At 41.8% G+C, this 17,905-nt stretch carries 16 protein-coding genes; 7 read left to right on the top strand and 9 right to left on the bottom strand.

Features of this window, described 5'->3' with window-relative positions; translation table 11 throughout:
• The first annotated feature begins 146 nt into the window (after positions 1-146).
• The 3 genes from DZC72_RS11395 (at position 147) to DZC72_RS17790 (ending at position 2,620) form a co-directional block, all read left to right on the top strand.
• Positions 147-1,238, top strand: coding sequence for a vWA domain-containing protein (locus DZC72_RS11395; RefSeq protein ID WP_243641756.1), 1,092 nt, complete (start codon positions 147-149; stop codon positions 1,236-1,238).
• A gap of 203 nt (positions 1,239-1,441) precedes the next feature.
• Positions 1,442-2,278 carry an OmpA/MotB family protein gene (locus DZC72_RS11390; protein ID WP_125223055.1) on the top strand — a complete coding sequence of 279 codons (837 nt, stop codon included), beginning with the start codon at positions 1,442-1,444 and terminating at the stop codon, positions 2,276-2,278.
• Positions 2,279-2,452: 174 nt separating this feature from the next.
• Positions 2,453-2,620 carry a hypothetical protein gene (locus tag DZC72_RS17790; protein WP_165869311.1) on the top strand — a complete coding sequence of 56 codons (168 nt, stop codon included), beginning with the start codon at positions 2,453-2,455 and terminating at the stop codon, positions 2,618-2,620.
• 1 nt (position 2,621) lies between these two features.
• Here DZC72_RS17790 and DZC72_RS11385 read toward each other — a convergent pair whose 3' ends face one another.
• The 3 genes from DZC72_RS11385 to DZC72_RS11375 all read right to left on the bottom strand — a co-directional run bounded on the left by DZC72_RS11385 (position 2,622) and on the right by DZC72_RS11375 (position 5,264).
• Positions 2,622-4,091, bottom strand: coding sequence for a M14 family metallopeptidase (locus tag DZC72_RS11385; protein WP_125223054.1), 1,470 nt, complete (start codon positions 4,089-4,091; stop codon positions 2,622-2,624).
• 91 nt (positions 4,092-4,182) lie between these two features.
• Positions 4,183-4,836 carry a peptidoglycan recognition protein family protein gene (locus tag DZC72_RS11380; RefSeq protein WP_125223053.1) on the bottom strand — a complete coding sequence of 218 codons (654 nt, stop codon included), beginning with the start codon at positions 4,834-4,836 and terminating at the stop codon, positions 4,183-4,185.
• Positions 4,833-5,264: a 3D domain-containing protein gene (locus DZC72_RS11375; RefSeq protein ID WP_125223052.1), complete on the bottom strand. Its 432-nt coding sequence runs from the start codon at positions 5,262-5,264 to the stop codon at positions 4,833-4,835. The genes DZC72_RS11380 and DZC72_RS11375 overlap by 4 nt, the downstream gene beginning before the upstream one ends.
• 98 nt (positions 5,265-5,362) lie before the next feature.
• Here DZC72_RS11375 and DZC72_RS11370 point away from each other — a divergent pair, with 98 nt between their 5' ends.
• The gene (locus DZC72_RS11370) at positions 5,363-6,697 is read left to right on the top strand and encodes a serine hydrolase domain-containing protein (RefSeq protein WP_125223051.1); all 1,335 of its coding nucleotides are present in this window, start codon (positions 5,363-5,365) and stop codon (positions 6,695-6,697) included.
• Positions 6,698-6,942: 245 nt separating this feature from the next.
• On the opposite strand, the gene DZC72_RS11365 is transcribed toward DZC72_RS11370, so the two are convergent.
• On the bottom strand, positions 6,943-7,785 hold the full coding sequence (locus DZC72_RS11365) for a 1,4-dihydroxy-2-naphthoyl-CoA synthase (RefSeq protein ID WP_125223050.1): 843 nt from the start codon (positions 7,783-7,785) through the stop codon (positions 6,943-6,945).
• Positions 7,786-7,930: 145 nt separating this feature from the next.
• Here DZC72_RS11365 and DZC72_RS11360 point away from each other — a divergent pair, with 145 nt between their 5' ends.
• Together DZC72_RS11360 and DZC72_RS11355 are read left to right on the top strand one after the other, a co-directional pair.
• Positions 7,931-8,659, top strand: coding sequence for a phosphatase PAP2 family protein (locus DZC72_RS11360; RefSeq protein WP_125223049.1), 729 nt, complete (start codon positions 7,931-7,933; stop codon positions 8,657-8,659).
• A 44-nt stretch (positions 8,660-8,703) separates the two neighbouring features.
• Positions 8,704-9,840 carry an amidohydrolase gene (locus DZC72_RS11355; protein WP_125223048.1) on the top strand — a complete coding sequence of 379 codons (1,137 nt, stop codon included), beginning with the start codon at positions 8,704-8,706 and terminating at the stop codon, positions 9,838-9,840.
• A gap of 2 nt (positions 9,841-9,842) precedes the next feature.
• On the opposite strand, the gene DZC72_RS11350 is transcribed toward DZC72_RS11355, so the two are convergent.
• The 5 genes from DZC72_RS11350 to DZC72_RS11330 all read right to left on the bottom strand — a co-directional run bounded on the left by DZC72_RS11350 (position 9,843) and on the right by DZC72_RS11330 (position 16,640).
• A complete protein-coding gene (locus DZC72_RS11350; protein ID WP_125223047.1) occupies positions 9,843-11,081 on the bottom strand; it encodes a glycosyltransferase in 1,239 nt (412 codons plus the stop codon).
• 24 nt (positions 11,082-11,105) lie between these two features.
• Positions 11,106-13,307 (bottom strand): hypothetical protein, encoded by a 2,202-nt coding sequence (locus DZC72_RS11345; protein ID WP_125223046.1) that lies wholly within the window; start codon positions 13,305-13,307, stop codon positions 11,106-11,108.
• Positions 13,308-13,552: 245 nt separating this feature from the next.
• Positions 13,553-15,064, bottom strand: coding sequence for a DEAD/DEAH box helicase (locus DZC72_RS11340; protein WP_125223045.1), 1,512 nt, complete (start codon positions 15,062-15,064; stop codon positions 13,553-13,555).
• 125 nt (positions 15,065-15,189) lie between these two features.
• Complete coding sequence (locus DZC72_RS11335) at positions 15,190-16,119, bottom strand: 2-hydroxyacid dehydrogenase (RefSeq protein WP_125223044.1); 930 nt, start codon at positions 16,117-16,119, stop codon at positions 15,190-15,192.
• A gap of 11 nt (positions 16,120-16,130) precedes the next feature.
• Complete coding sequence (locus DZC72_RS11330) at positions 16,131-16,640, bottom strand: DUF6155 family protein (RefSeq protein WP_125223043.1); 510 nt, start codon at positions 16,638-16,640, stop codon at positions 16,131-16,133.
• Between the two features lie 175 nt (positions 16,641-16,815).
• On the opposite strand from DZC72_RS11330, the gene DZC72_RS11325 reads away from it, so the two are divergent.
• The gene (locus DZC72_RS11325; protein ID WP_099544945.1) at positions 16,816-17,679 is read left to right on the top strand and encodes a sigma-70 family RNA polymerase sigma factor; all 864 of its coding nucleotides are present in this window, start codon (positions 16,816-16,818) and stop codon (positions 17,677-17,679) included.
• Positions 17,680-17,905: the final 226 nt, after the last annotated feature.

The raw sequence follows: 17,905 nt of genomic DNA, 5'->3' as shown, positions 1-17,905 counted from the left end.
CACATCTTGGTGAAAATTACCTATTCCCACCTGTTTTTTAAAGGCTTCCTAGTTTCTTTAACATTCTTTAACATAATTTTTTTATTCAATCATAATTTATGGACGGAAAGAACGTTCTGCTTCTTGAACTCAAAATGTACAACTATATGAATTTGTTCTCAAGAACCTTTGGAATTTTATGCGCGATTTCCCTGTTTGTTTCCTGTGGTAATGCCGATGACGATGTAAACTTAGACCTTAATTTTGGGGATGGCCTAGGAAAAGGAGTCCCTGTAGACGATTGTTTAGGTTTGGATGAAGGCGAATTGGTGTTATCCATCCAAGAACAGTATACGACCCTACCCGGTAAGGTCTCCATCTTTTTTAGGGTTTCCGACACCAACGGAAATCCAGTGCCCGGTTTAACGGCAGAGCAATTTACCATTTACGAACAAGGTAGGAACGACGATTGTTTCAATACGATTTCCACGTCGGAGTCCTTTGCGCGGATTTCCCCAAATTCACAGATTTTCTCCAATAACGCCCTTTTGGTGCTGGATTTGAGCAACAGTGTTTTGGAGAGCAGTCTACAAGAACTTAAAATGGCCAGTGCCAGTTTTGTGGACAACGTTATGCCCAATGCCGAATCTGATTCCTTCAAAATGGCAATTTATTGGTTCGATGGGGAAGACGAACTTCATTTACTGAACGAACTTACCTCTTCAAAGGATGAACTAATCAATTCTATAAATGGAATTACGGACAACATTAGTTCCGATCCTTCCACGGATTTGTATGGTGCGGTAATAAAATCTACGGATATCGCTACGGATATCATCAATAAAACAACTACTGGGGATAAAATAGGCGCTGCATCCGTTGTCATCTTTACCGATGGTACGGACCAAGCCTCCAGGTTTACCGAAGAGGCCGCCCTTAAAAAAGTGAACGACGCCAATTCCAATATTTCCTTCTTTAGTATTGGATTGGGCAGCGAAATCGATACACAGGTATTGATGGACATAGGAAAGACTTCCAGTGTATTTGCGAGTAACAAGGATGATTTGGAAGATACCTTTAACGAGATTTCCGAAAAGGTTTCGGAGCGCGCCAATAGCTTCTATCTGTTCGAATATTGTAGCCCAAAACGTGATGGAAGTGGAGAAAACAATTTGGCCATCGAAGTAAATACAGGCAGTAGACAAGGTGCCGTTCAGACCAAGTTCAACGCCAAAGGATTTACCGGAGGTTGCGAATAAAAAAATATACCGATTGATTTTAAAAGAGGCATTTACTGCCTCTTTTTTTTGGCTATCATTGACTCAATTAAGACTCTTTTTATCAGATAGTTAAGAGATATCTAACCCTATATATTTCGGAAATCAGATAAACTTAAAACATCCATTTTTAAAAATTTCCCGTAGATGGTAATGAAAGATTATTAACTAAATACACGCTTGAAATGAAAAAATTATCAATTATCGGAGTAGCATCCATAGTACTTTTATCTTCCTGTGTTTCTAAAAAGAAATATGTGGCCTTAGAAGATAACTTGGCGCAAACTCAAAGTAGATTGACCAAGACCCAGGTAGAAAAAGAAGAGTTGGAAACAAAAATGGCCAAAATTGAGGCCCGTGTAGAAGAGTACAACTCCAAAATAAATTCCCTAAAGGAAATCAATGACAGTCAGTATACTACGGTAGACGATGTTGCCGTAATGAGCAACAATACCAAGGCGAACATGAGAAAAACCTTGGAAAATGTTGACCCCGCCAAACTTGCCGAAGCCAAGACTTTACAGGATTCAATGAACCTAGCGGTTTCTTATAAATTGAAACAATCCATTGCCGATGAAGGAGAAGATATTGATGTAAGCATCGACAAAACGGTAGTAATGATCAACATCTCAGACGAATTGTTGTTCAACACGGCTGGATATAGGGTTAGCAACAAAGCGGACAACGTTCTTAAAAAATTGGCCGATGTCATCAATTCCGAACCCAGCATGGAAGTTATGGTAGAAGGCCATACGGATTCAAGAACTATTAACACTCCTTTATTCGAGGATAACTGGGACCTAAGTGTGAAAAGAGCAACATCAATAGTTCGCGAGCTACAGAACAAATATGATGTAAACCCAAAGCAATTGATTGCTGCGGGTAGAAGTAGCTACCTTCCTTTGGTAGAAAACGATAGTAAGGAAAACATGGCCAAAAACAGAAGGACAAAAATCGTTATCCTTCCAAATTTGGACAAATTCTTTGCCTTGATGGATGCCGATACGGCCAGCATTGACTAAAAAATGTTAGAATGAATAATATTAAGGGTGGCTTTGGCCACCCTTTTTTATATCAATAAAGTAAAGTAGGGTTTTGTGGTCTACTAATTGTTTATATATTATAACAACCCCAAAGAATACAAAACTTACACATCCTAAAGGCTATGTATATGTTTAATCTAAAAAATAAATGTCATGGATGTACTCAAAGAAATCTATTGGAAAAGTGCCCTGGGCATATTACCCAACCCTATTAAAAGTCTGGTTTTACTCATATTTTCCGCAATTGTAGCCATATTGTTCACCATGTTATATCTTCTGCTAAAACATGGTCATTATCTGAATGTACAATTTGGTTACTAGATTACTTTCTAAAAATCATGGCGTTGGGAATACTGATGTCATCGGCACTCAAATCAATCAAAAAGCCGTTTATGACCGCATGGGTGTACTTTCCTTCCTTTTTAAGGAAAAAAGTAGGGTTGATGCCCGGTTGCAGCTGTAAGTCGGGAGCCTTGAAATTCTCACCTACCACATGTAAGGGTATGGGCGAATTCAATTCTTTCAACGGAATATTGGTTACTTTAAGGTAGCCATACCCTTCGGATAACAATTTTTTAGCATCCAACTTTTTTGCATCCACCATAGTGGAAACTGATTTAGCATATACGTTCGCAGGAACAATTTCATGACCCGTGGCATCCAAGGTCTCATAACCATAATAAGTGGATAAATCCCCTTGGTCCCAAATCCTGCTGCTGTACCAAAATTTATCATGGTCCTCATAATCAACCTCCACTTGATTGATTCCCAAATCCAGGACATAGGAATCCCCCATGAGATTGTAAGTCGCCCCTATAATCTTTAGGTCGAACAACATCCGGTCGTTTTCTGGTATTTTTTCATATTCCGAGATATCGATTTCCTTGAAATTTTCCTTGGCTATGGTATAAATGGCCGATAAAATGGAGACATAGTTCAACTTTCTTATTTCCTGTTTTTCCGGGTCTTCAGGATACCCACCCGATTCAATCAAAATGGTACTGGTACCCCATTTTTGGATGTTGTCTCCAAAAGCCCTAGGCTCAAAGGCATCGTTATACCTTCCCACTTGTCCTGGAGCGTATTTTTGAAGGATGTTGTTCATGAAAACAATGATTTTCATGGCATTCCCGCGCACCTCGTTAATATTTTTTTCGTAGTTAAAAGCCGGGGCCAAATAGGAAATTGTAGCAGGTTTCTCCGTCCGTTCCGCATTGTAGTATGTACTTTGATCGTGCAAGTTGAAACCGAAATCGGCCTCCAGACTGTCCCTCACCCTTTTCAAGGTCAGTCCCTCGGGCGACTGCAAACGAAGAGCATCCCGATTGATATCGATTCCCAAAAGGTTTCGCCTTTGAAAAAGTTCCGCCCCATCCGGATTGAGCATGGGCAGAAAGTGAATGGTCAGGTTGGATAGCATCGCTTCTTTTTCTTCCTCAAAATCGGTACTGTCGAAAAAATTAAGGATATCAAAAATAGCTTGGGTTGCCGTGGGTTCGTCCCCATGCATTTGGGACCATAAAAAAACATCGGTGTCACCGCTCCCAATACTGACCAAAGAGAGCGATTTCCCCCCTATAGACGTCCCCACCCTATTTACCTTGAACTTTGGATTCCTTCTGAATTTCTCCAACAAAGGCTGCAAATCGGCGTGCTTTATTCTTCTTTTCCCAAGTGTGGGTTCCTTATATTTTTCATAGGTCTCGTACAATTGTTCGGTAATATCCTGCGCATGGCTGGTAAAAATTGTCAGGATCAGAAAGGCAATACTTAAACAATGAAATTTCTTCATGTGTTTTAAATTAGGTTAATGTTTTGTTTATTAAATATTTACTTTTTTTACTGGTATTTAACATGCCATAACAAATCCCTCGATGAGGGTTTCATTCAGGTATGGATTTAAAGTTCAAGTCCTTTACGGCGTTTCTAACATTTTCCATAAAATCCGTTCCCGGGTCGGACTTCTGTGTCCTGTAGCCTTCATCTTGTTCCAACCACAGGGGATGGTTTTCGAATTTGGTGTATTCATAATGCCCTATCAAATATTCTATATCGTATTTATCGGCCAAATAACGTACGAGCCATATATTAGATTTTAACTGTGCCTTGGTAAGGGGTTGCCCAGTATCACCCCCTACATTTTCAACGCCTATGGCACAATGGTTCAACCCTATGACGTGCCTGGCCATCGTCGTTTCGGGCATTAGTCTAAATATGGTACCATCACGGTCCACCATAAAATGGGAGGAGACGTTAAGGGCCCCGGCAGCATTGATATCAGGTCTGGAATTGGGCAAGGTTGGAGGGTCAAAGGCACTGAACGATTTTTCAAACGTTGGGATTACGGTCCAATGCAGCACGATCATTTTCGGTACGATATCCGGGGATTCCTTTACCAATCCGTAACGGTCCTGCATATATTCCAAGGTCAAAATCCTTCGCTCGGTATCAAAGGTTATGGGCTTGTCCACAATGGTACGGGTCACCGAGCAAGATGTCAGGCATACAAAAATGGCAACTGCTTTTATAAACTTCATTTTTGAATTTCGTTTATGGTGTCCTTTACTTTTTTGACCGCATATTGAATTTCTACCTTTCGTCTGCCCCATTCCTTGGCTTTTTGTCGGTCCTCCCCCATGTAAATATCGATTCTATTGCGCCATCTGGGATGCATTTTATCCTTTACGATATAGATTCCTTCAAAAGTATCGATTTTCACCAAGGTATTGTGCCTTAATCCCTTTCTTAAAAGATCGCGTGAAACGGCAATCCACTTTACCCCAGGTTTAATGGAGTCTCCCCAAGCGGTTATCTCCGGATGTTCATAGGATGTCTGTCCAGGAAAGGAATTGTAGGCCGTGGCCGTAACCTTCAGGGGAATCCAATCATAATTCTCCTCTAAATTGGACCGTTCATCACATCCGATACTAACAAAAAGTATGAGAAGTCCCAGAATTCGATGCATGACTTTCAAAAATTAGGATGGAATATACTAATTATCCCTTTTTGTTAATACAACCGATATAAACCTTTTTCTCTAAATTAGAAGCCAATAGATGGAATATGAAAAAACTTAAATGGGCCTTTGCCCTCCTGTTGGTCGGACTTCTTATATTCGGCTACATCAATTATCCCAAACTAAACCTCATTTCCGGTTATGCCTCCAAAAATTTGGCATCCAACGTATTTCTCGCACAAAGGGACGCTTATTTCGTGAATACGGTTGACCACGATATGCCCTTAATAAATCTGGCGAATGCGGAAGTGGATACGGGAAAAAAATCAGCCAGTGCTTCCGTATTCGGGCTCATGGAAAGAACAGCCGTCTACAAAGAAGGGCTGGGAGCCGTTCTGACCAATACCGAGCATCAAAAACACAACTTTTCCATAGTCCCGGAACGAAACCAAAAAAGGGACACCCTACCCTTTCCCTACGGGAACCAGGGAGACAAGGATACGCTGATGGCCAATGTGGATTATGATGCGCTGGAATTTACCTTAACACGGGCCATGCAGGATTCAGTTCAAAAGACCAGAAGCCTATTGGTGGTGTACAAAGACCACATTATAGGGGAAAAATATAGTAACCGATTTACCAAGGATACCAAAATTTTGGGCTGGTCCATGACCAAAAGTATTCTGGGAACCCTGTACGGCATTTTGGAATATGAGAATAGGATTTCCTTGAAGTATCGCCCTTTTCAAGCGCTTTATAATACCGATGGGCCAAAATCACAAATAACGCTGGACCATTTACTGCGAATGCAAAGCGGATTGGCCTGGGACGAGGATTACTTTAAAATCTCCGATGTCACCAAAATGTTGTTCCTCGATTCAGACATGACCATGGCTCAAGCCAAAAATGAGGTCATTGCCCCGCCCACGGAACTATGGAACTATTCCTCGGGTACCAGTAATCTACTATCTGGAATTTTGAGAAAACAATTTTCTACCCATCAGGAATACCTGAACTTTCCCTATTCCAAACTTATTGATAGAATGGGCATGTACTCCATGCTGATAGAGACCGATTTAGAGGGTAACTTCGTTGGCTCCTCCTACGGATGGGCCACCACGCGGGATTGGGCCAAGTTCGGACTCCTGTACCTACACAGGGGCGATTGGAACGGTGACCGAATCTTCGCCGATAGTTGGGTGGACTACATCACCAAACCCACGGAAAATTCCAAGGGCACCTACGGTGCCCATTTTTGGTTGAACGCAGAAGGAAAATACCCGGATCTGCCACGGGACCTATATTCCGCTAATGGATTTCAAGGGCAACGCGTGTTTATCATTCCGTCAAAGGACGTGGTCATTGTACGGACCGGACTCGAGGAACAGTCGGACGAGCAGTTCAATACCTTGATTTCCGATATCCTAAAAACCATTGAATAGGCCGTTTTTCTCTAAATAATTGTACGATTTTTCAACCGGACTACAAGATTCCATTGGTTGACCACAATTTTGCCTTGGGAGACAACAATAGTTTCCAATAAACCGCCTTCCTAGCTACTTTTACAGTGTTAATAAAACGAATAAATTTTTTTCATTTTCATATAGTGTTCTCGTAAAAGAGTCCGGTCTTCGCTGATTGGGCTCTTTTTAGTTTTTAACAGTCCCCAAACAGATTATGCCCTCAATTAAGGCAACCAATTGTTCTTCCCAAAGTTGGGCTTTCTTTTTTCCAAAAAGGCATTACGGCCTTCCTTGGCTTCCTCGGTCATATAGGCCAAGCGGGTAGCTTCCCCGGCAAATACCTGTTGTCCTACCATGCCATCATCCGTAAGGTTCATGGCAAATTTGAGCATTTTGATTGAGGTGGGGGATTTCTGTAAAATCTCCTGCGCCCATTCATAAGCTGTATCCTCCAATTCTGAATGGGTAACCACGGCATTGACCATGCCCATTTCAAAAGCCTCCTGTGCGGAATAGTTCCTTCCTAAAAAGAAAATCTCACGGGCCTTTTTTTGACCTACCATCTTGGCCAAATAAGCGGAACCATATCCGGCATCAAAACTGGTAACATCTGCATCGGTCTGTTTAAAAATAGCGTGTTCCTTACTGGCCAAGGTCATATCACAGACCACATGCAGGCTATGTCCGCCGCCCACGGCCCAACCTGGAACTACCGCAATGACAACTTTTGGCATAAACCGGATCATACGCTGTACTTCCAGAATGTTGAGTCGGTGTTGCCCATCGGCACCCACATAGCCCTTCTCTCCCCTTGCCTTTTGGTCTCCCCCGCTGCAAAAGGACCAAATACCATCCTTAGTAGAAGGCCCCTCCGCAGAAAGTAGTACTACGCCAATTGAAGTGTCTTCTTGGGCATCATAAAAAGCCTTTATCAATTCACTGGTTGTATGGGGCCTGAAGGCATTACGAACATTGGGTCGGTTGAAGGCAATTCGGGCGACCCCGTTACTTTTTTTATAGGTAATATCCTCAAATTCCAAGGCGGTTTTCCATTCAGCTACTTGCATTTCAAAACAATTTAATTTAAAGTCAAAGATAGATGTTCCTAAGGAAGTCTGCCAAATGGAAATGAAATGAGTTAGTATCCGTACCATTTATATTCATAGAAATCTAATAATAGCCTTAAATTAGGTGTATCATAGAAAATTGTCAATGAAGAAAACGGTCTCCAGAATTATAACATCGGTACGTCAGTTTTTATCTGAAAAATTTCATTCGGAAGATTCCCGTTTGCCCTACTTTATTACCGTAATCATTGCCTTGGTACTCGTGGTAGGGGGCATTAACCTTTTCATAGAACTTACGGAAACCCTAAAAACGGACACTCTTGCCCGATACGATGCCACCATCACGGATTATATCATTTCATTCAGAAATCCATCCTTAACAGCTTTTTTTAAGTTCGTAACCGATATAGGGGATGTAACGGGATACCTAATCGTTTTAGTACTTTTTGTAATACTATCCTGGCGCATTATTAAAAGTTGGAAATACGTGCTTCAGTCGGTGGTGGTACTCGTGCTTGCCACCCTTTCAAATATGGCCCTAAAACGATTTGTGGACCGTGCCAGGCCGGGCATAGAACATTTGGTCACCGTTGAGACCTTGAGCTATCCAAGCGGTCATGCCATGGGGGCCATGGCCTTTTTTGGGTTTTTAATTTACCTCATATCCAAATTAAGAATCCATAGAGGGCTACGGTATGCTATAATGCTCCTTTTTGCCTTGTTGATCTTGAGTATAGGGATCAGTAGGATTTATCTCGGAGTCCATTTTCCGTCGGATGTTGCGGGAGGTTTTATTGCGGGATTTATTTGGGTAGTCTTCTGTATTCTTATTTTTGATGTCATCCAGATTTTTAGAAGGGACCCAGAGGTTTAATATACTTGTTTTTTATACTGATCTACCCAGGTAAATAATTTAGCATGCTGGACAAACTTATATCGATTAGAAAGGAACTTCATAAATTCCCAGAATTATCCGGAAATGAGTCGCAAACTGCGGAAAGAATCAAGGCATTTATATCGCAAAACAGCCGACCCACTCGAATTTTAGAAGGTTTAGGAGGAAACGGTCTGGCAGTGGTATATGAGTTTTCTTCGGATGGTCCTGTTATTGCCATTCGATGCGAATTGGACGCTCTGCCCATTGAGGAAAAAAATCAATTTAATCATCGTTCTAAAAATCATGGGATATCCCACAAATGCGGACACGACGGCCACATGGCCATTGTAGCCGGATTGGCCCTATGGGTAGCGGAACCGCACTTTAAAGAGGGAACAATTGTGTTGCTCTTCCAACCTGCCGAGGAGACAGGAAAAGGTGCTTCCCAAATTTTAGCGGATACCAGGTTCCAAACTTTGAATGTTGAGTATGTTTTTGCCTTGCACAATATTCCCGGATATCCCTTACATTCCGTACTTGTTCCCAAAAAGGGATTTTCGGCTGAGGTTCTAAGTTTCGCCTTGTACCTAAAAGGGAAAGAATCCCATGCCTCAGAACCTGAGAATGGCATAAATCCCGCATATGTCTTGGCCGAAGCAATTCACAGTTTTGATGCCATAAACGTTAAAGACCCTACTGACACCAATTATAAAATACTGACCCCCATTTACATGCAAATGGGTGAAAAGTCCTATGGCATATCCCCTGCACTTGGGGAGCTTCATTACACGGTACGGACCTGGCATCCTGAAACGATGAAGACCTTGAAGAAAGAAATAGAAAACATTGCATCCCACATGAGTCAATCGCATTCCATCAAATCTACATTGGACTGGTTTGAACACTTTCCCGCAAGTTTAAATGATTCCCAAGGCGTTGATTTGGTGACCAAAGTCGCCCGTAAAAACAATTTTAATGTTATTGAAAAATCGATACCGTTTTCGTTTGGGGAGGATTTTGGCTGGTTTTCGAAAAAATATAAGGCTACGATGTTCGGTATTGGAGCTGGAGAAAATACCCCTTCACTACACCATGCCGACTATGATTTTCCCGATGCGCTGATTTCAACAGGAATGGCAATGTTCAAATCCATAATCCTTGAAGTACTAAAAAATTAAATTTACTCTTTCCTATTTTTCTCCTCGATCCATTTGGACAGATATTTGGTGCTTTGCAAGGTATGGTGCTCCAAAATTCGGCCCATGATATTTTGGGCTCGGTGGGTTTCCAAATCCCCCATAATCTCTTTTATCCTATCCATAAAAAGCATTTCCAAACGAGGTTTGTGGTACAGTTTATTGATAATATTTATGCCATTGTCCTGTGCCTTTTGCCAACATGTTTTATTAGTATAAAGTTCAATGGCCTTATCTATAAAATCGTCTTGGGAATAAGTAATAAAACCATTCCAGTTCATTTCTCCGTGCATCCCTTCAGCCCCAATCCCCGTGGTGATGCTTGGTGTACCGTTCAACATGGCATCCATCAATTTCCCCTTGATACCCGCACCAAATCTCAGCGGGGCCAGACAAACCTTTGCCATTTTCATTACTTCGGAAACGCTACGGGCACGTCCACGTACATAAAATCCTTTTTTGGGATTATGCAGCTTATTGACCGCATCGGGCAGATAGGCCCCATAAATGTAGCATTTGGCATCCGATATTCGGGCGTGGATATTTGGCCAGATTTCTTGCTCCAAATGTTTTATAGCATCCACATTGGGCGCATGCAATCCACCGCCGATAAAAAGAAAATCCATTCGTGCCTCAAATTCCGGCCAATCGTTCTGTTGTGAAATGGCAGTGTACATAAACGGAAGATGCCATAAAAGTGATGTATCAAGCCTCACCGCCCGTTGCAAAAGTTCCATTTCAAAACTTGAAATGATTAAGGTAAGGTCGCTTCGCAAAATACTGGCCAATTCCCTTTTGGTCCTATCGTATTGCAACCAATGCGCTTCGGTAAAGGGTATGCCCTTTTTAAAACAGTTCTCCCTTGCGTGCCGCAATGAATGTAAATCCTCGGAATCCAAAATCCGCAAGGCGTGCGGACAATGCTCCGCCACGCGCCACCCAAACTGTTCCTCGGTCAGAAATCGGTCGAACAGAACGATATCGGGCTGGAGGTTTTCTATAAAGGAATCAAAGGAAGCATCGTTCAGTTTTATGGAATGTGTTGCAATTCCCATGGCTTCCAAATCTTGGGAATGTTCCGTATTTGAGGCAGTGGAAACAAAAGTAGTCTCAAATTCATACTTTTTAAATATTTCGAGTAATTGAACCATCCGTACGCCCGCAGCGGTAGCCGTAGGCTCGGGCCATGTAAGACCAATAACCAAAAGTCTTTTGGATTTCATTTCCATGCAATATATAGGAAGTATTTATTTCAATGGATTGTACCCAATATCGTCCACAACCACCACACCTTTGGGACTTTGGTCAAAAACAAACCGAATGTGTTTTACTGCGGTAGGGTCGAAATCCGATGCATTTTTTCCAAACTTGGAAATCGGGATATGGAAGGTCTGCAATTGCACTTCCCAAGGGTCACCAATCATATCCTTATCCAAAAACTCGAACTTGGTGAATTTCGATTTTAGCGGTGGAATGATATTTTTGACATCGCTTATTTTAATGGTAGCGGTACGGCCCAAACTATCCTCCAACACCAGACTGAAATCATATTCCAAATTTGTGTCATCATTTTTATCTCCTCCCTCAACGGTTTCTTTGGATTCCGATTTCAACCACTTGGGGTCACCACTGCCTATGGATAACTGTACACTTTGTACAGAATCCCTCCAAAACAGGTTGTCCGAATTTATTTGGTAGGTCGGTTTTGTATCGGTAGATATACTATCCGTCATATTCCACCCCAAAATGACTGCATTGTTGTCCTGTTGCCCCTTGTCGCGCGTCGTTAGGCCTTGCTCCTTCCAAAGATTCAAGTAGTGCCCTGTTATTGAAATGCTATCCGATACGGTCGTAATATCAATGTCCTCTTCAAAACCTACCAGCATCACAAAATCCGACCCTTCAAAATGGGTCATTACATATTCATCTGGCAACCAATCCTTGGCGAATGCCGAGTTTTTAAAAATGGGCAGGTAGGTGTCGTTCCCCTTTAGGACGGACTCCGCAAAAGCACTAATGTATACTTGGGCCACCTGCTGCTGTTCTTCAGCCATCAAAAGTGGTTTTAGGTTCAACAACCATTTCATGGGTGCACCAAAATCAGATTTTCCCCATGTGGAATTGAACTGCCCGTGATTGGCATGATGGACATATACCCCAGCTTTAAACCGACTCACGGAATCCGTAAACTGTAATCTCCGATACGGCCGGAGACCCCAAAAACTGGCTTCATCCGAATCATAGGACCCTTGCAGGCTCAAATAGTTGACATCCTTTAAAACTATCTTACGATCATACCTATAGTCCGTAGGCGCAATGGATACAATGCCCTTGATGTTGAAATTAAAATCGAAGGGGACCTTGGCATTGTCCGGAAAAACGGGGAGTCGGTTATAACCCCCTGCTATGGTTACGGCCTCCCCACCTCTGGAGTGTCCCATGAGCATGATATTTTCCATATCGACCTTTCCTGAAAGTTCGTGCGCCGAATCATTGTTCCACTGTTGCCATTGTTCCAAATGCTTCAACAGGAGCCAGGCCCTAACGGGCATTTCCTTACCCCTAAAATCGCCGGACCAATGCCCGTTGACAAAGTTCTCATCGATAGAGACGGTAATTATGCCCCTACTGGCCAACAGGTTCCCTAAATAGCCATAGCCATCGTCTGAATAATCAATCATGCTATGATTTCCATGAACAACAAGCGCAAGCGGAAAAGGTCCGTCGCCCTGCGGCATGTAGACCCTTCCATTCAAGGGGAACTCGGTTACCCCGAATCCCCAGAATTGCTCCCGCCATTTTTTCTTTTTCCCCGTCCATTCAGGCAATAATAGTGATGCATCCACGGTTGGGGTAATAAACCGAACATCTTGTGCATATTCGGTTCTTTTTTTATCCGAACCACTGCCATAAGTAAAGGCATCTACCTGGAAATTACCTTGGGATGCCGGATTTTCAACACCAATTTCCTTTAAGGTTTGATACCCTTTTCCCATGGAAAATTTTGGAAAATCATTTTGATAGGGTTCCGACCCAGGATTCGCCAGTAAATAAATCCCATAACCCAAACCGATGCAAACAAAGGACAGCGTCAAAAACGAAAACAAGGATTTCGTACGTAAAAACCACCACAGACAAACGATTACGAGCAATGCGGTACCAGCCAAGGCATAATACAGGACATCCGGCCAACCAAACCCGAAGATTTTTAGGGCAACCAAGGTGGAAACTCCGCTCAAAACGACCAAAATATAAATGGCGTCAATTCCTTTGAAAACAAACTGGATCAATTTGAACAATAAGTAAAAGAGTATCTGTACCAAGATTCCACTAAAAATGGCAAGAAGCATCATCAATATGGGCGGAAGACCTGTTAAGAAATGGTAGCCATAAATCCCAGTAAGAATTATAGTTGGGATAAAAGTGAGGAGAAGCTGACGGTTTTTCATTCGAACTGGTTGGAGTTTCTTTACACCCTTAAATTAACCAACTCCCTTCAATTATGAACTGTTTTGGTCAATTTTTAGGGATACCTCAAATTTTTGGACTTTTTACAACAACATATCAAGAATTTCTAGCTGAAAAACCTAGAAACACACCAGGTTCGTTTAGAAAGCCTAAACTTTGACAAATTAGGAAATATGCCCATTTACCAACCAAAGGAAAGCCGAGAGAAATGCAGTAATTAATGGGATTACATTTTGGCGGCGAACATCTTGGATATTTTTGACCGAAGCTTGCGTTCGTAGTCTTCCTCCAACCACTCTTTGTAATTCTTGGTATTGTTCATAATGCAATAGGAATATTGCCGCACCCGATACCGGATTTCCTCCTTCAATTTTTTGGCAAGGATACGGGCATCAAAAACGTCCTCCGCATTTTCAACACAGATTTTGGCATGCTGCTCTATACTTTTTTCCAGGACCAATTTGGATTTTTCGCCATTGGCAAAACTCTTCTTGTATTCTTCCTTAATGTCGAATTCGATATTTTCGGACTTTGCAAATTCGTCCCTAAGTTCCTGTGGCATTTCATAAACGAACTCCCGCTCGATTTCCTCATCGTTTTTGATGTTCTCCAGAAAGAAATCAGGGAAATGAAAAATTTCCTGCCAATCTATCTTGGCGTCCCACATACCAAAACGGGCAATATTGTTACCCATATCTATCACATTGAACTCTTCCTTATGGGGCAAATATCTGGAGCCCCTACCGATCATTTGAAAATAAAGGGTCAACGAGCGGGTTGCCCTATTCAAAATGATGGTCTCAACGGATGGCTCATCGAAACCCGTGGTAAGAATACTCACGGAGGTCAATATGGCATCTGGGGTTTCCCGGAACCATTTAAGGATTTCCCTCCGCTCCGAAGCATTGTTTTTATTGTCTAAATGCCTGATGTTATAACCGGCCTTTTTAAAGAGATCGTACACATATCTGGACGTGTTGATGCCATTGTTAAAAATCAGAGTTTTGGTCCCTTTTGCGATTTCTTGGTAGGCATTCATCAATTTGCCCAGCATACTATGGTTGCCATAAAGCTCGTCCGAGGACTTTACGGTATAATCCCCATTAATACCCAACTTCAAGCTTTGGAGGCTTACGTCATAATTGAACATATTGGCCTTGGCCAAAAACTTCTTCCCAATCAGGGATTCTATGGACTCCCCTATGATCAACTTTTTGTAGTTATCCTTCATGGGAAGCTTAATATTGGAGCTCAAAGGGGTGGCGGTTACACCAAGAATTACGGATTTATCAAAGTATTTAAATAGTTTTCTAAAGGAATTGTAATGGGCCTCATCAATGATGACCAGCCCTATATTATTGATTTCTACCTTATCCTCCTGTAACCGGTTGTTCAAGGTCTCGACCATCGCTACAAAACACTTGAAATCGTCCTGGTCCCTTAATTCCTTTACATCGCTATTGATGATTTTATTGTTTACACCAAAACCGCCCAACATTTTGGAAGTTTGGTGGCTAAGTTCTATGCGATGCGTAAGCACAACGACCTTTTTCCCTGTTTTTTCTATGTACCTTCTTGCTATTTCGGAAAAAATGACGGTCTTTCCACCACCGGTTGGCAACTGGTATAAGAGATTGGAATTATCTGGATTATCCTCAAGATATTCGAATATTTTCTTAAGGTCTTCCTCCTGATAACCGTACAATGTTTTTTCAGTTGTGTCTTTTGTGGATTTCAAAAAGGCAAGAAAATTTTAGTTAGGTTAAAATTTCGAAACCTTAAAATTAGAGGATTTTTATCGGTAATTAAAATATAAATTCCGCAGGGGCCTGTATTCCATAAAGAATTTATGAACTATACATGTTAATAGCCTTTCTTTATATTTACAGTGTTTAGAAGTTCCTTTCCTTTTCTAAGTCGGTCATAATTTTCCAGAATTTGGGGGACTACGGAATCGGTATCGGATACACTTGCATAATGTGGGGTCATAAATATTTTAGGGTGTGTCCAAAAAGGATGTTCCTTGGGCAATGGTTCTTGGTGGTATACATCCAGACAGGCACCGGACAGATGTTCCCTGTCCAAAGCTTCCAGCAGATCGCGGTCTACTACATGTCCGCCCCTGGCCACATTGATGACATAGGCATCCTTTGGTAATTTTGAAAACACATCCTTGTTGAGGATTCCTTCCGTTTCTGGGGTCAAGGGCAAAAGACAGACCAGTATTTCCGTCATCGAAAGAAAGGCTTCCAGTTCACTTTTCCCCGCGAACGTTTCCACATTTTTCAATTTCTTTTTGCTTCTGGACCATCCCTGAACGGTAAACCCAAATTTTACTAAATCATTTGCCGTCAATGCACCCAATTCCCCAAGGCCCATGATTCCCACCCTTACATCCTTAATCCTTCTGTAAATCCTGGGGTTCCATTCGCTCGCTACCTGTTGCAGTTTGTATGTATTGAAATTTTTCAACTCAGCAAGGATTACGGCCAGTACATGTTCAGACATGTCGCTGGCCAAATACGGGTCTACTACCCTGGTAATGGGAACAGTGGACGGAGCCAGCGCATCCTCGAAAATATAATCCACTCCGGCCCCAGCAGAGGCAATGCATTTTAAATTGGGATATGGGGCCAAACTTCCTTGGGGGTGTTTCCAAATTAGGGCCATGGTAATTTTTTCCTTAGGATGGTCTTCCAGATAACTATACACTTCGATCGATGGATTTCTTTCCTTCAGGGCCTTTTTCCAAGCCTCAATTTTTGCGTCCTGTCTAATGATTACTATCGCCATAATGTTTTGATTTAGTCCAATATATCCAAGGCCTTTGAAAATTCTTCCCCATAAAGCCAATTCTTGGACTGTGTATGATTATAAATCGTAATGATTCGCTCCTTAAATTCCTCCAAAATACCATGTTGGGAAATAAAAGTAGTCATCTCCGAAAAAGAATTCAGCATACTTTTATAAAAGGCATCCGGAACGTTCCGCTCCATTGAAAATGTTTGCGCAATTTCTAGGTTATAGCACATAAGGTCCGCTACCATGGCACTGTCCACGCCCAGTTTGATAAAATGTTTGATATACTTTTGGGCGACCGACCTCCTAGCCTTGGGACGTTTTCTTTTGACAGGAAAATACTCGTTGGAAATTTTGGTCTTGGCCTCCTGTATCAATTTGTCCTCCTTAGGGTTAAAGGCGAAATCATAGTAGGTCTTTACAGACGGAAACTTGTCATACAGTTCCATAATCTGCTCCTCAAGCTCCTTTTTCTTTAATCCGGACAAATACGTTTTCAACGCCCTTTTGCTCATAATAGGTCAATTACATCAAAAATAAGCTTTGTTGGAACAACGACCTAAATCCTTGATAATTTACGGTATAGCTAACAAATTTTTGAAAACATTATAGGTTTCCCTTTGGAAAAGACGTAATAAAAATGTATTATGAGAACTTGGACAAACATTAAATAAATAAATACACACATACATGAGGCAACTAAAGATTATCAAGCAGGTAACCAATCGCGAATCAAAATCATTGGACAAATACTTGCAGGATATCAGTAAGATTGATCTAATAACAGCAAACGAAGAAGTAGAACTGGCCCAAAGAATACGCGAAGGCGATCAAGTGGCCTTGGAAAAATTGACGACCGCGAACCTACGTTTTGTGGTATCCGTAGCAAAACAATATCAGAACCAAGGTTTAAAATTGCCCGATTTGATCAATGAAGGAAACTTAGGATTGGTTAAAGCGGCAAAGCGATTTGACGAAACCCGTGGGTTCAAATTTATTTCCTATGCCGTTTGGTGGATCAGACAATCAATTCTACAGGCCTTGGCAGAACAGTCCAGGGTGGTTAGATTGCCTTTGAACAAAATAGGTTCCATCAATAAGATAAAAAAGACATTTTCCTATTTGGAACAGACGCATGAACGTCCACCATCCGCGGAGGAAATCGCCAAAGAACTCGAGATGACCGTAACGGAGGTCAAACAATCCTTGAAGAATTCAGGAAGACATGTATCCATGGATGCCCCGTTACGTGAAGGTGAGGATTCAAACCTGTATGACGTGCTAAGGTCAGGGGAATCCCCAAGACCTGACAACCATTTATTACAACAATCCTTAAATACGGAAATCAATAGGGCCTTGGAAACCCTTTCCCCCAGGGAGGCGGACGTAGTTAAACTCTATTACGGTATTGGCGACCAACAATCCATGACCCTTGCTGAGATTGGTCATACGTTTGATCTGACTAGGGAACGCGTACGACAGATCAGGGAAAAAGCGATCAGAAAATTACGTCATAATTCAAGAAGCAAACTTTTAAAGACCTATCTGGGATAAATCATCAAAATACCCTCATGGCCAATGGACCAAGGGAAAAGAACCCATCGTATGCCTACGTAATGTTGTTACGACCCTTTGGTTGTGTATTATAGTTTGCGCTTGATTTATAACAATAAAAAAACGCCCTCAAAAAATGAAGGCGTTTTTTTAATAGTACACAATATACACTAAGAATATGTTAGCTTGTTGATGTTAGAGTCTACAAGAATATTGTTCAAACTTT

Origin of the sequence: Maribacter algicola, assembly GCF_003933245.1 — a bacterium.
Classification (GTDB): Bacteria; Bacteroidota; Bacteroidia; order Flavobacteriales; family Flavobacteriaceae; genus Maribacter; species Maribacter algicola.
Note: the sequence above shows the minus strand (reverse complement) of the source record. Positions and strands in the feature narration are given on the sequence as shown.

What these genes read in the sequence shown, in the direction of transcription:
- DZC72_RS17790 (WP_165869311.1), top strand. Translation starts at nt 2,453, where the DNA reads ATGGATGTACTCAAAGAAATCTATTGGAAAAGTGCCCTGGGCATATTA.
- DZC72_RS11330 (WP_125223043.1), bottom strand. Translation starts at nt 16,640, where the DNA reads ATGAGCAAAAGGGCGTTGAAAACGTATTTGTCCGGATTAAAGAAAAAG.
- DZC72_RS11350 (WP_125223047.1), bottom strand. Translation starts at nt 11,081, where the DNA reads ATGAAATCCAAAAGACTTTTGGTTATTGGTCTTACATGGCCCGAGCCT.
- DZC72_RS11360 (WP_125223049.1), top strand. Translation starts at nt 7,931, where the DNA reads ATGAAGAAAACGGTCTCCAGAATTATAACATCGGTACGTCAGTTTTTA.
- DZC72_RS11325 (WP_099544945.1), top strand. Translation starts at nt 16,816, where the DNA reads ATGAGGCAACTAAAGATTATCAAGCAGGTAACCAATCGCGAATCAAAA.
- DZC72_RS11365 (WP_125223050.1), bottom strand. Translation starts at nt 7,785, where the DNA reads ATGCAAGTAGCTGAATGGAAAACCGCCTTGGAATTTGAGGATATTACC.
- DZC72_RS11390 (WP_125223055.1), top strand. Translation starts at nt 1,442, where the DNA reads ATGAAAAAATTATCAATTATCGGAGTAGCATCCATAGTACTTTTATCT.
- DZC72_RS11375 (WP_125223052.1), bottom strand. Translation starts at nt 5,264, where the DNA reads ATGCATCGAATTCTGGGACTTCTCATACTTTTTGTTAGTATCGGATGT.
- DZC72_RS11345 (WP_125223046.1), bottom strand. Translation starts at nt 13,307, where the DNA reads ATGAAAAACCGTCAGCTTCTCCTCACTTTTATCCCAACTATAATTCTT.
- DZC72_RS11335 (WP_125223044.1), bottom strand. Translation starts at nt 16,119, where the DNA reads ATGGCGATAGTAATCATTAGACAGGACGCAAAAATTGAGGCTTGGAAA.
- DZC72_RS11380 (WP_125223053.1), bottom strand. Translation starts at nt 4,836, where the DNA reads ATGAAGTTTATAAAAGCAGTTGCCATTTTTGTATGCCTGACATCTTGC.
- DZC72_RS11355 (WP_125223048.1), top strand. Translation starts at nt 8,704, where the DNA reads ATGCTGGACAAACTTATATCGATTAGAAAGGAACTTCATAAATTCCCA.
- DZC72_RS11370 (WP_125223051.1), top strand. Translation starts at nt 5,363, where the DNA reads ATGAAAAAACTTAAATGGGCCTTTGCCCTCCTGTTGGTCGGACTTCTT.
- DZC72_RS11385 (WP_125223054.1), bottom strand. Translation starts at nt 4,091, where the DNA reads ATGAAGAAATTTCATTGTTTAAGTATTGCCTTTCTGATCCTGACAATT.
- DZC72_RS11395 (WP_243641756.1), top strand. Translation starts at nt 147, where the DNA reads ATGAATTTGTTCTCAAGAACCTTTGGAATTTTATGCGCGATTTCCCTG.